The sequence below is a fragment of the Cupriavidus phytohabitans genome, from assembly GCF_017815025.1.
Classification (GTDB): Bacteria; Pseudomonadota; Gammaproteobacteria; order Burkholderiales; family Burkholderiaceae; genus Cupriavidus.
This window is the reverse complement of sequence record NZ_JAGIQB010000028.1, coordinates 42,763-55,659: the sequence shown is the minus strand read 5'-3', so window position 1 is coordinate 55,659 and position 12,897 is coordinate 42,763. Positions and strand designations below refer to the sequence as shown.

The 12,897-nt window shown below is 65.1% G+C and carries 12 protein-coding genes and 1 tRNA gene; all 13 read left to right on the top strand.

Annotated elements, in window-relative coordinates:
• The first annotated feature begins 22 nt into the window (after positions 1–22).
• The 13 genes from rpsO to nuoG all read left to right on the top strand — a co-directional run bounded on the left by rpsO (position 23) and on the right by nuoG (position 12,887).
• Positions 23–292 carry a 30S ribosomal protein S15 gene (gene rpsO, locus J8I34_RS19730; RefSeq protein ID WP_010809136.1) on the top strand — a complete coding sequence of 90 codons (270 nt, stop codon included), beginning with the start codon at positions 23–25 and terminating at the stop codon, positions 290–292.
• Between the two features lie 444 nt (positions 293–736).
• The gene (gene pnp / locus J8I34_RS19725) at positions 737–2,911 is read left to right on the top strand and encodes a polyribonucleotide nucleotidyltransferase (RefSeq protein WP_209806759.1); all 2,175 of its coding nucleotides are present in this window, start codon (positions 737–739) and stop codon (positions 2,909–2,911) included.
• A 146-nt stretch (positions 2,912–3,057) separates the two neighbouring features.
• A complete protein-coding gene (locus J8I34_RS19720; RefSeq protein ID WP_029044773.1) occupies positions 3,058–4,062 on the top strand; it encodes an NAD(P)H-quinone oxidoreductase in 1,005 nt (334 codons plus the stop codon).
• A gap of 128 nt (positions 4,063–4,190) precedes the next feature.
• Positions 4,191–4,928, top strand: coding sequence for a triose-phosphate isomerase (gene tpiA, locus J8I34_RS19715; RefSeq protein WP_209806758.1), 738 nt, complete (start codon positions 4,191–4,193; stop codon positions 4,926–4,928).
• Positions 4,929–5,002: 74 nt separating this feature from the next.
• Positions 5,003–5,377 carry a preprotein translocase subunit SecG gene (gene secG / locus J8I34_RS19710; RefSeq protein ID WP_029044771.1) on the top strand — a complete coding sequence of 125 codons (375 nt, stop codon included), beginning with the start codon at positions 5,003–5,005 and terminating at the stop codon, positions 5,375–5,377.
• Positions 5,378–5,565: 188 nt separating this feature from the next.
• Positions 5,566–5,650 (top strand) — tRNA-Leu (locus J8I34_RS19705).
• 166 nt (positions 5,651–5,816) lie between these two features.
• A complete protein-coding gene (locus tag J8I34_RS19700) occupies positions 5,817–6,176 on the top strand; it encodes an NADH-quinone oxidoreductase subunit A (RefSeq protein WP_010809131.1) in 360 nt (119 codons plus the stop codon).
• A 6-nt stretch (positions 6,177–6,182) separates the two neighbouring features.
• Positions 6,183–6,665 (top strand): NuoB/complex I 20 kDa subunit family protein, encoded by a 483-nt coding sequence (locus tag J8I34_RS19695; RefSeq protein WP_011297145.1) that lies wholly within the window; start codon positions 6,183–6,185, stop codon positions 6,663–6,665.
• Between the two features lies 1 nt (position 6,666).
• Positions 6,667–7,266 (top strand): NADH-quinone oxidoreductase subunit C, encoded by a 600-nt coding sequence (locus J8I34_RS19690; protein ID WP_209806757.1) that lies wholly within the window; start codon positions 6,667–6,669, stop codon positions 7,264–7,266.
• A 9-nt stretch (positions 7,267–7,275) separates the two neighbouring features.
• Entirely contained in the window at positions 7,276–8,529 is a 1,254-nt protein-coding gene (locus J8I34_RS19685; protein WP_029044769.1) for an NADH-quinone oxidoreductase subunit D, read from the top strand.
• A gap of 184 nt (positions 8,530–8,713) precedes the next feature.
• A complete protein-coding gene (gene nuoE / locus J8I34_RS19680; protein ID WP_029044768.1) occupies positions 8,714–9,211 on the top strand; it encodes an NADH-quinone oxidoreductase subunit NuoE in 498 nt (165 codons plus the stop codon).
• 1 nt (position 9,212) lies between these two features.
• Positions 9,213–10,508, top strand: a complete 1,296-nt coding sequence (nuoF, locus tag J8I34_RS19675) for an NADH-quinone oxidoreductase subunit NuoF (RefSeq protein WP_029044767.1) — start codon at positions 9,213–9,215, stop codon at positions 10,506–10,508.
• A gap of 12 nt (positions 10,509–10,520) precedes the next feature.
• Positions 10,521–12,887: an NADH-quinone oxidoreductase subunit NuoG gene (gene nuoG, locus J8I34_RS19670; protein WP_209806756.1), complete on the top strand. Its 2,367-nt coding sequence runs from the start codon at positions 10,521–10,523 to the stop codon at positions 12,885–12,887.
• The last annotated feature ends 10 nt before the right edge of the window (positions 12,888–12,897 follow it).

Below are 12,897 nucleotides of genomic sequence, written 5' to 3'. Positions count from 1 at the left end.
TCGCAAGTGAAAGGAAATCATCATGGCAGTCGCCGATATCAACAAGTCCGAAGTCATCAAGCAGTTCGCCCGTGGCGCCAACGACACCGGCAGCCCCGAAGTGCAAGTGGCCCTGCTGACCACCCGCATCAACGAACTGACCCCGCACTTCAAGGCCAACATGAAGGATCACCACAGCCGCCGCGGCCTGCTGCGCATGGTGAGCCGCCGCCGCCGCCTGCTGGACTACCTCAAGTCCAACGATGCCGACCGCTACCGCGCCCTGATCGAAAAGCTGGGCCTGCGCAAGTAAGCTCGCGCAAGAGGTTGCGTACGATGGCAGCGCGATTCCTGGGTTTGCACGGTTTCGCGTGAGGCCTGGATGCCTGCTTCAGCATTGCTGGGGCAGGCATTTTGCATTTCTGGCCGGGCGATTCCGCGCCGGCCGGTAATGCTGCAGATTGTTGGAGTGATTTTCGCTTCACTGCTTTCGGCGAGGATCTGGATTCGCCGGAACCCCGTTGCGGCAAGGCGCGCAACGGAGTAAGTTGTTCTTTTTTCTGGGTTTAGTATCCGGATCGGCCAAGGAAACAGGGCTTTGTGTCATTCCAGCGCGGCATCGGCAACAGTGCCGCGCTGGAATGGCATAGCACTTCCCTGCGACCGCAGCTGCCTCCGGCAGTTAGCCTGCGGCTGAGAACGCAGGCGTGGCACGCTGCGCAACGATTGCGGCGTGCACGCAAGACAAGGAATGCACATGTCCATGTTCAACAAGGTCGTCAAGGAATTCCAGTGGGGCCAGCACAAGGTCCGCATGGAAACCGGCGAAATCGCCCGCCAGGCCGGCGGCGCCGTGCTGGTCGATGTGGAAGACACCGTGGTGCTGGCGACCGTGGTCGCCGCCAAGAACCCGAAGCCGGGCCAGGACTTCTTCCCGCTGACCGTCGACTACATCGAGAAGACCTACGCGGCCGGCAAGATCCCCGGCGGCTTCTTCAAGCGTGAAGGCCGTCCGTCGGAAAACGAGACCCTGACCTCGCGCCTGATCGATCGTCCGCTGCGCCCGCTGTTCCCGGAAAGCTTCTACAACGAAGTGCAGGTGGTGGTGCACGTGGTGTCGCTGAACCCGGAAGTGCCGGCTGACATCCCCGCGCTGATCGGCGCGTCGGCCGCGCTGGCCGTGTCGGGCATCCCGTTCAGCGGCCCGGTGGGCGCCGCGCGCGTTGGCTACAAGGACGGCCAGTACCTGCTGAACCCGACCCGCTCGCAGATCGCCACCTCGGACCTGGACCTGGTGGTCGCCGGCACCGAGCGCGCCGTGCTGATGGTGGAATCGGAAGCCAACCAGCTGTCGGAAGACGTGATGCTGGGCGCCGTGGTCTATGGCCACGAGCAGATGCAGACCGCCATCAACGCCATCCATGAACTGGTGCGCGAAGGCGGCAAGCCCGAGTGGGACTGGACCCCGGCCTCAAAGAACGAGCCGCTGATCGCCAAGGTCACCGAAGTCGCGCTGCCGCTGCTGCAGGAAGCCTACCAGCTGCGCCAGAAGTCGGCCCGCAGCCAGAAGCTGAAGGAAGTGTCGGCCAACGTGGCCGCCGCGCTGGCGGAAGCGGGCGTGGAAGCCGACAAGGTGGAAGTCGGCAACATCATGTTCGACCTGGAAGCCAAGATCGTCCGCGGCCAGATCCTGAACGGCGAGCCGCGCATCGACGGCCGCGACACCCGCACCGTGCGCCCGATCGAGATCCGTTCGTCGGTGCTGCCGCGCGCGCACGGCTCGGCGCTGTTCACCCGCGGCGAGACGCAGGCGCTGGTGGTGGCCACGCTGGGCACCAAGAGCGACGAGCAGATCATCGACGCGCTGGCCGGCGAGTACCGCGACCGCTTCATGCTCCACTACAACATGCCCCCGTTCGCCACCGGTGAAACCGGCCGCGTGGGCAGCCCGAAGCGCCGCGAAATCGGCCATGGCCGCCTGGCCAAGCGCGCACTGATCCCGGTGCTGCCGAAGGACGATGAATTCGCCTACACCATCCGCCTGGTTTCGGAGATCACCGAATCCAACGGCTCGTCGTCGATGGCTTCGGTCTGCGGCGGCTGCCTGGCGCTGATGGATGCCGGCGTTCCGGTCAAGGCGCACGTGGCCGGCGTGGCCATGGGCCTGATCCTGGAAGGCAACAAGTTTGCCGTGCTGACCGACATCCTGGGCGATGAAGATCACCTGGGCGACATGGACTTCAAGGTGGCGGGTACCGACAACGGCATCACCGCGCTGCAGATGGACATCAAGGTCCAGGGCATCACCAAGGAGATCATGCAGGTTGCGCTGGCGCAGGCCAAGGAAGGCCGCCTGCACATCCTGTCGAACATGCAGGAAGCCATGGGCCACGCCCGCACCGAGCTGTCGGAGCATGCCCCGCGCATGATCACCATGAAGATCCATCCGGACAAGATCCGCGAAGTGATCGGCAAGGGCGGCTCGACCATCCAGGCGCTGACCAAGGAAACCGGCACCACCATCGACATCCAGGAAGACGGCACCATCACCATCGCCTCGACCTCGACCGAAGGCATGGCCGAAGCCAAGCGCCGCATCGAGGGCATCACCGCGGAAGCCGAAGTGGGCAAGATCTACAACGGCACCGTGCTGAAGCTGCTGGACTTCGGCGCCATCGTCAACATCCTGCCGGGCAAGGATGGCCTGCTGCACATCTCGGAAATCGTCAACGAGCGTGTGAAGGACATCAAGGACTGGCTGAAGGAAGGCCAGCAGGTCCGCGTCAAGCTGATCCAGGCCGACGAGAAGGGCCGCCTGCGCCTGTCGCTGAAGGCAGCGCTTGCCGAAGAGGGCGGCAGCATCAGCCCGATCAACGCTGGCGAAGGCGCTGCCCCGGCGGCACCGGCCGGCGGCTCGGAGCAGCAGCAGTAAGCGGGGCAGTCGCTGTCCCAACGGTGCCGCCGTAAGGCGGTGCCGCGGAAAAAACGGCCGGGCGATGCCCGGCCGTTTTTTTGTTTACACTGCGGCAACCCATCGAGCAAAGCCTCACACCGAGCAAAGACAAGGAGCAAAGAAGCATGCAAGCCATCGAGATCCGCGAATACGGCGCCCCCGAAGTCCTCCAGCTGACCGAGCGGCCCGATCCCGTGCCCGCCGCAGGCGAGGTGCTGATCCGCGTGGCGGCAGCCGGCGTGAACCGCCCGGACGTGTTCCAGCGCACCGGCAACTATCCGGTGCCGCCGGGTGCGTCGGACCTGCCTGGCCTCGAAGTGGCAGGCGTGGTGGTCGGCGGCGACCTGTCGCATGCCGACAACCGCTTCGGCTTGAAGGTTGGCGATCGCGTCTGCGCGCTGGTGCAGGGCGGCGGCTACGCGCAGCTTTGCACCGCGCCGCTGGCGCAGGTATTGCCGGCGCCTGACGGTCTCAGCGATATCGAAGCCGCCGCGCTGCCGGAAACCTTTTTCACGGTGTGGAGCAATGTATTCGACCGCGGTTACCTGGGCCAGGGCCCGCGCGGCAAGGACGAAACGCTGCTGATCCAGGGCGGCTCCAGCGGCATTGGCACCACCGCGATCCAGATTGCGAAGGCGCTGGGCTTCACGGTGTTCGTCACCGCCGGCACCGATGAAAAGTGCAAGGCGTGCGAGGACCTGGGCGCCGATCGCGCGATCAACTACAAGACGCAGGACTTCGTTGCCGAGGTAGCCGCGCTGACCGGCGGCAAGGGCGTCGACGTGATCCTCGACATGGTCGCCGGCCCGTACCTGGCGCGCGAGCTGAAGTGCATCGCCGACGATGGCCGCATCGTCATCATCGCGCTGCTGGGTGGCGCCAAGGCCGAGATCCCGCTGGGCGATATCCTGCGCCGCCGCATCACCGTGACCGGCTCGACGCTGCGACCGCGTCCGGCGTCGTTCAAGGGCAAGATTGCCGCGGCGCTGCACGAGCAGGTGTGGCCGCTGCTGGCTGCGGGCAAGATCAAGCCGGTGATCCACCAGGTCTTCCCCGCCGCGCAGGCCGCCGACGCGCACCGCCTGATGGAGTCGAGCGAGCATATCGGCAAGATCGTGCTGACCTGGTGATGCCATACGCCGTGTGCCGGCGCTGAATCCACGCGACAGAATACCGCCGCCCGCCGTTGTCGGGCGGCGGTAGCGTCCCGCCCCTGCCACACGCTACAATAGCGGGTTTGATTTGGGAGGGGCACCTCGTGAGACAAAAGCTCGTCATCGGCAACTGGAAGATGCATGGCAGCCTGGCTGCAAACGCGGCGCTGCTGGAGGAAATCAAGGCCGGCGTGGCGCGTGCGTCGCTGGCGGTGTGCGCACCGTTCCCCTATCTTGCACAATGCCAGGCGGTGCTGAACGGCTCGCAAGTGGCCTGGGGTGCACAGGATGTCTCGGCGGAGGCGCGCGGCGCTTTTACCGGCGAGGTGGCTGCATCGATGTTGGGTGAGTTCGGCTGCACTTATGCGCTGGTTGGCCACTCGGAGCGTCGCACCTACCATGGCGAAACCGACCAGGCCGTCGCCGCCAAGGCGCTGCGCGCGCTGGAATTCGGCATCGTCCCGGTGGTCTGCGTCGGCGAAACGCTGGCCGAGCGCGAGGCAGGCCAGACCGAGGCCGTTGTCGGCCGCCAGCTGCAGGCAGTGCTGGACGCGCTGTCGGTGGAGCAGCTGAGCCGCGTGGTGCTGGCCTACGAGCCGGTCTGGGCGATCGGCACCGGCAAGACCGCGACCAGCGCCCAGGCGCAAGCCGTGCATGCTTTCCTGCGCGGCAAGGTGGCGGCCCGCGACGCCGGCGTGGCCGGGCGCATGGCCATCCTGTACGGCGGCAGCGTCAAGCCGGACAACGCGGCCGAACTGTTTTCCATGGCCGATATCGACGGGGGGCTGATTGGCGGCGCCTCGCTGAAATCGGAAGATTTTCTCGCGATCGGCAACGCCTGAATGCCGGCCGTTCCGGATCGTTTCGATGGTTTCGATCAGGAAGTAACCAGGCAAGTAACGCTTATTTAAATCAAATGGCAATCTTCAAGACTTTGTTGGTGGTGTTGCAGGTGCTGTCGGCCCTGGGCGTGATTGGCCTGGTGCTGATCCAGCATGGCAAGGGCGCCGATGTGGGCGCGGCATTCGGCTCGGGCGCCTCGGGCAGCCTGTTCGGTGCCACCGGCTCGGCAAACTTCCTGTCGCGCACCACCGCCGTGCTGGCCACGCTGTTCTTCGTGTCCACGCTGGCGTTGACGTTGCTGGGCAACTACAAGCCCGCTGCATCGCTGGGCGTGATGGGCGCCGCTCCGGCCTCGGCACCGGCCACGGCAGGCGCATCGGCACCGGCCGCAGCCCCGGCCGCCGCGGCCGGCGCTTCGGCGCCCGCAGGCCCCGCTGTACCGAAATAATCCGATTGCCTTGCGGCGGATTCCTGAGTTTTTTTGCAGTTGTGCGTTGAACAAAGCAAGAAATTTAGGTTAGAATGCAAGGCTTGAAACGATTCCCCAGCGATGGGTCTTGAGCGAAGGCGGAACGCCCCGGCGAGAGTCCCGAAGGGCCTGAAAACCCGGCGCCAGGCAATATTGTTTCTCCCCCAGCCGACGTGGTGAAATTGGTAGACACGCTATCTTGAGGGGGTAGTGGCGAAAGCTGTGCGAGTTCGAGTCTCGCCGTCGGCACCAAACAACTTGATCGGAGTCCCTGGCCGGGCAATGCACCCGAGCGTGGGGCTCCGGCAGTCCGCAAGGCGGCGCGCCATGATTCTCGTGGCTTAGCGCCTGGGGTGGGCAACAGGACGCCGCTTCAGCTGGTGCTGTTGACAACATTCCAGATAAGGCTGGCCGTACCTTGAATCTCGAAGCCTACTTCCCCGTTCTCATCTTCATCATCTTCGGTGTCGTGCTCGGCGTGGCACTGATGTCGATTGGCCGGATCCTTGGTCCGAACAAGCCCGATCCCGCGAAGCTGTCGCCATACGAGTGCGGCTTCGAAGCGTTCGAGGATGCGCGCATGAAGTTCGACGTGCGCTACTACCTCATCGCCATCCTTTTTATCCTGTTCGATCTCGAAACCGCCTTCCTGTTTCCCTGGGGTGTTGCCCTGAGGGATATCGGCTGGCCGGGTTTCATCGCCATGGGCGTGTTTCTGCTGGAATTCATCGTGGGCTTCGTCTACATCTGGAAAAAGGGCGCGCTCGATTGGGAGTGATGTGAAATGGCAATCGAAGGCGTTCTCAACGAAGGCTTTGTCACGACTACCGCTGACAAGCTGATCAATTGGACCCGCACCGGGTCGCTGTGGCCGATGACTTTCGGCCTGGCCTGCTGTGCCGTGGAAATGATGCATGCCGGCGCCGCGCGCTACGATCTGGACCGCTTCGGCGTGGTGTTCCGCCCGTCGCCGCGCCAGTCGGACGTGATGATCGTGGCTGGCACGCTGTGCAACAAGATGGCCCCCGCGCTGCGCAAGGTCTACGACCAGATGGCCGAACCGCGCTGGGTGATCTCGATGGGCTCGTGCGCCAACGGCGGTGGCTACTACCACTATTCGTACTCGGTGGTGCGTGGCTGCGACCGCATCGTGCCGGTGGATATCTACGTGCCGGGCTGCCCGCCGACGGCCGAGGCGCTGATCTACGGCGTGATCCAGCTGCAGAACAAGATCAAGCGTACCAACACCATCGCGCGCAAGGGCTGAAATGGCGAAGCTCGACATCCTGAAGGCCGCGCTCGAGAAGGTTCTCGGCAAGCGCGTGCAGAAATTGATCGAGGCGACCGGCGAACTGACGCTGATCGTCAAGGCCGACGACTACCTGGAAGCCGCCCGCATCCTGCGCGACGATCCCTCGCTGCGCTTCGAGCAGCTGATCGACCTGTGCGGCGTGGACTATTCCGAGTTCGGCGACGGCGCCTGGGAAGGCCCGCGCTTTGCCGCCGTCTCGCACCTGCTGTCGATTACCAACAACTGGCGCCTGCGCCTGCGCGTGTTCGCTCCGGATGACGATTTCCCGGTGGTGGCCAGCCTGATCGACGTGTGGAACTCGGTGAACTGGTTCGAGCGCGAAGCCTTCGATTTCTACGGCATCGTGTTCGACGGCCACCCGGACCTGCGTCGCATCCTGACCGACTACGGCTTCGTCGGCCATCCGTTCCGCAAGGATTTCCCGGTCTCCGGCTACGTCGAGATGCGCTACGACCCCGAGCAGAAGCGGGTCATCTACCAGCCGGTCACGATCGAGCCGCGCGAAATCACGCCGCGCGTGATCCGCGAGGACAAGTACGGCGGTTTGGAGCACTGAGAACGCGCCATGGCAGACATCAAGAATTACACCCTGAACTTCGGCCCGCAGCACCCGGCCGCGCACGGCGTGCTGCGCCTGGTGCTCGAGCTGGACGGTGAAGTCATCCAGCGCGCCGACCCGCATATCGGCCTGCTGCACCGTGCCACCGAGAAACTGGCCGAACAGAAGTCCTGGATCCAGAGCGTGCCCTACATGGACCGTCTCGACTACGTGTCGATGATGTCCAACGAGCACGCATACGTGATGGCGATCGAGCGCCTGCTGGGCCTGGAAGTGCCGGTCCGCGCGCAGTATATCCGCGTGATGTTCGACGAGATCACCCGCATCATGAACCACCTGATGTGGATCGGTGCGCACGCCCTCGACGTGGGCGCGATGGCGGTGTTCCTGTACGCCTTCCGCGAGCGCGAAGACCTGTTCGACATGTACGAGGCGGTGTCGGGCGCGCGCATGCACGCGGCCTACTATCGTCCCGGCGGCGTCTACCGCGACCTGCCTGACACGATGCCGCAATATCGTGCCTCGAAGATCCACAACGAGCGTGCCATCAAGGCGATGAACGAAGCGCGTTCGGGCTCGCTGCTGGACTTCATCGAGGACTTCACCAACCGCTTCCCGAAGTATGTCGACGAGTACGAGACGCTGCTGACCGACAACCGGATCTGGAAGCAGCGGCTGGTGGACATCGGTGTCGTCAGTCCGGAACGTGCGATGCAGATGGGCTTTACCGGCCCGATGCTGCGCGGCTCGGGCATCGAGTGGGACCTGCGCAAGAAGCAGCCGTACGAGGTGTACGACAAGATGGACTTCGACGTGCCGGTGGGCGTGGGCGGCGACTGCTACGCGCGCTACCTGGTGCGCGTGGAAGAGATGCGCCAGTCCAACCGCATCATCAGGCAGTGCATCGAGTGGCTGCGCCGCAACCCGGGCCCGGTGATCACCGATAATCACAAGGTGGCGCCGCCCTCGCGCGTGGACATGAAGTCCAACATGGAAGAACTGATTCACCACTTCAAGCTGTTCACCGAAGGCATCCACGTGCCCGAAGGCGAAGCGTACGCAGCGGTGGAGCACCCGAAGGGCGAGTTCGGCATCTACGCGATCTCGGACGGCGCGAACAAGCCGTACCGCCTGAAGATCCGTGCGCCTGGCTTCCCGCACCTGGCCGCGCTGGACGAAATGGCCAAGGGACACATGATTGCTGACGCGGTAACGATCATCGGCACGCAAGACATCGTCTTCGGCGAGATCGACCGCTAATCACGGACCGCCGGCCCGGACGACGATCCGGGCGCTTTCCGAGGTGCTCCGCCGAGCGGAGCGGCCCGGAAGACCCGCGGCGGACCGGCAAGGCCTAAGGCCCGCCGGCGGAACGGCAGCGACGGCTGCAAACCTGCGGATGGACGCCCAGTGGCGCTGACTCCGCCGTTTTACTGCAATGACCATGCTATCAGCAGAAGCTCTCAAGGAAATCGATCGCGCGATCGCGAAGTATCCGGCCGACCAGAAGCAGTCGGCCGTGATGGCGGCGCTTGCCGTGGCACAGGGCGAGGTGGGCTGGGTTTCCCCCGAAGTCATGCAGTTCGTCGCCAACTACCTCGAGATGCCGCCCGTGTGGGTGGAAGAGGTGGCGACCTTCTACAACATGTACGACACCAAGCCGGTGGGCAAATTCAAGCTCGCCGTCTGCACCAACCTGCCGTGCGCCCTGTCGGGCGGCGAGCGGGCTGGCGAGTACCTGAAGCGCAAGCTCGGGATCGACTACAACGAGACCACCGCTGATGGCTGCTTCACCCTGAAAGAGGGCGAGTGCATGGGCGCTTGCGGCGACGCGCCGGTGATGATCGTCAACAACACCCGCATGTGCAGCTTCATGAGCGACGACAAGCTCGACGCGCTTGTCGACGAGCTCAAGAGCGAAGCCGCCAAGGGGGGCAAGTAATATGACCAGTCTGCACGACCGCCATATCCAGCCGCTGATCCTGGCCGGCCTGGACGGCAAGAATTGGCATCTGGAAGACTACGTCAAGCGTGGCGGCTACCAGCAACTGAAGCGCATCCTGACCGAGAAGATCCCGCCCGAGCAGGTGATCGCCGACGTCAAGACATCGGGCCTGCGTGGCCGCGGCGGCGCGGGTTTCCCGACCGGCCTGAAGTGGAGCTTCATGCCGCGCACGTTCCCGGGTCAGAAATACCTGGTCTGCAACACCGATGAAGGCGAGCCCGGCACGTTCAAGGACCGCGACATCATCCGCTACAACCCGCATGCGCTGATCGAGGGCATGGCCATCGGCGCGTATGCGATGGGCATCACCGTGGGCTACAACTACATCCACGGCGAGATCTGGAACGAGTACAAGATCTTCGAGGAAGCCCTCGAAGAGGCGCGTGCGGCAGGCTTCCTGGGCGACAACATCCTGGGCTCGGGCTTCAGCTTCCAGCTGCACGCCCACCACGGCTATGGCGCCTACATCTGCGGCGAGGAAACCGCGCTGCTCGAATCGCTGGAAGGCAAGAAGGGCCAGCCGCGCTTCAAGCCGCCGTTCCCGGCCAGCTTCGGCCTGTATGGCAAGCCGACCACCATCAACAACACCGAGACCTTCGCCGCGGTGCCGTTCCTGCTGGCCGTCGGCCCGGAAAACTACCTGAAGCTGGGCAAGCCGAACAACGGCGGCACCAAGATCTTCTCGGTTTCGGGCGACGTCGAGCGTCCCGGCAACTACGAGATCCCGCTGGGTACGCCGTTCGCCAAGCTGCTGGAACTTGCCGGCGGCATGCGCGGCGGCAAGCGCATCAAGGCGGTGATCCCGGGCGGTTCGTCCGCGCCGGTGGTGCCGGGCGACCTGATGATGGCGTCCGACATGGACTACGACTCGATCGCCAAGGCCGGCTCGATGCTGGGCTCGGGCGCGGTGATCGTGATGGACGAGACGCGCTGCATGGTCCGCTCGCTGCTGCGCCTGTCGTACTTCTATTTTGAGGAATCGTGCGGCCAGTGCACGCCGTGCCGCGAAGGCACCGGCTGGCTGTATCGCATGGTCAATCGCATCGAACACGGGGAAGGGCGCCAGGAAGACCTGGACCTGCTCAACAACGTCGCGGAAAACATCATGGGCCGCACCATCTGCGCGCTCGGCGATGCCGCGGCGATGCCGGTCCGCGGCATGCTCAAGCACTACTGGAAAGAGTTCGAATATCACGTCGAACACAAGCAGTGCATGGTTCCGGCCTACATCTAAGCGTGGCAGAACATGGTTGAACTAGAGATCGACGGCAAGAAGGTTGAGGTTGCTGAGGGCAGCCTGGTGATGGAAGCGGCCCGCAAGCTGGGCACCTACATCCCGCACTTCTGCTACCACCGCAAACTGTCCATCGCGGCCAACTGCCGCATGTGCCTGGTCGAGGTCGAGAAGGCCCCGAAGGCGCTGCCTGCCTGCGCCACGCCGGTCACCCCCGGCATGAAGGTCTTCACCAATTCGGAGAAGGCGGTCAAGGCGCAGAAGTCCGTGATGGAATTCCTGCTGATCAACCACCCGCTGGATTGCCCGATCTGCGATCAGGGCGGCGAGTGCCAGCTGCAGGATCTGGCCGTGGGCTACGGTGCCTCGGAGTCGCGCTACAAGGAAGAGAAGCGCGTGGTGTTCCACAAGAACGTGGGCCCGCTGATCTCCATGGAGGAGATGACCCGCTGCATCCACTGCACCCGCTGCGTGCGCTTCGGCCAGGAAGTGGCCGGCGTGATGGAGCTGGGCATGCTCAACCGCGGCGAGCACTCGGAAATCACCACCTTCGTCGGCAAGACCGTCGACTCGGAACTGTCGGGCAACATGATCGACCTGTGCCCGGTCGGCGCGCTGACCAGCAAGCCGTTCCGCTACTCGGCCCGTACCTGGGAACTGGCCCGCCGCAAGTCGGTGTCGCCGCACGACGGCCTGGGCGCGAACCTGGTGGTGCAGACCAAGAACCAGCGCGTGATGCGCGTGCTGCCGCTGGAAAACGAAGACATCAACGAGTGCTGGATCTCCGACAAGGACCGCTTCTCGTATGAAGGCCTGAACAGTGCCGACCGCCTGACCCGCCCGCTGCTCAAGCAAGGCGGCGAATGGATGGAAACCGACTGGCAGACCGCGCTGGAATACGTGGCCAACGGCCTGGCCGGCATCAAGCGCGAGCATGGCGCCGACCAGATCGCTGCGCTGGCCAGCCCGCACAGCACGCTGGAAGAACTGTTCCTGCTGGGCAAGCTGGTGCGTGGCCTGGGCAGCGACAACGTCGACTTCCGCCTGCGCCAGTCCGACTTCTCGGCCGCGCTCAAGGGCGCGCCGTGGCTCGGCCTGCCGGTTGCCGACGTCACCGCGCTGCAACGCGTGCTGGTGATTGGCTCCTCGCTGCGCAAGGATCATCCGCTGCTGGCCTCGCGCCTGCGCCAGGCGACCAAGAAGGGCGCCCGCGTGGCCGTGCTGGGTGCCGGCGGTGAAGACCTGCTGATGCCGGCGACCCGCATCGACGTGGCGCCGTCCGGCTGGACCGCCGCACTGGCCGGCGTGGCCCGAGCCGTCGCCGCCGCCAAGGGCGTCGCGGCCCCGGCCGGCACCGAGGGCTTCGATGGTGGCGACGCCGCCGCCAAGACGGCAGAAGCGCTGCTGCAAGGCGAGCGCCGTGCCGTGTTCCTCGGCAACGAAGCGGTGCGTCATCCGCAGTTCTCGGCGCTGCATGCGCTGGCACAGTGGATCGCGACGGAAACGGGTGCGACGCTGGGCTTCCTGACCGAAGCGGCCAACACCGTCGGCGGCTACATCGCCGGCGCGCTGCCGAAGCAAGGCGGCGCCAACGCGCAGGCGATGCTGGACGCGCCGCGCAAGGCCTACATCCTGCTGAACACCGAGCCGGAATTCGACACCGCCGATCCGGGCAAGGCCCTGGCCGCGCTGGCGCAGGCCAACACGGTGGTGGTGCTGTCGCCGTTCCGTTCGGAAGCGGCCATGCAGTACGCTGACGTGATCCTGCCGGTCGCGCCGTTCACGGAAACCTCCGGCACTTTCGTCAACTGCGAAGGCAAGGCACAGAGTTTCAACGGCGTGGTTCGCGCGCTGGGCGAGTCGCGTCCGGGCTGGAAGGTGCTGCGCGTGCTGGGCAATCTGCTGGACGTGGCGGGTTTCGACTACGAAACTGCCGAGTCGGTCCGTGCTGAAGTGTTGTCGGCCCCGGTCGAGGCACAGCTGGACAACGCCACCGATGCGCCGATCCGCGTTGCCGCCGCTGCCGCCAACGGCATCGAACGCATCGCCGACGTGCCTATCTACCACGCCGACCCGATCGTGCGCCGCGCCGACTCGCTGCAGCTGACCGCTGCCGCGCGCCGCGCCATGCAGATCGCGCTGCCGGCCGACATGTTTGCCCGCCTGGGCATCCAGTCGGGCGACCCGGTCCGCGTCACGCAAGGGCAGGGCAGCGTGGTGCTGCCGGCCGTGCTCGAAGCCACGCTGCCGGCCAACACCGTGCGCGTGCCGGCGGCAACGCCGGCGGCCGTGGGCCTGGGCGGCATGTTCGGCACGGTCACCGTAGAGAAGGCCATCGACCTGGCGCCGGCCAACACCGGCGCCGTGGCCACGGCGTAAGAACAAGAGC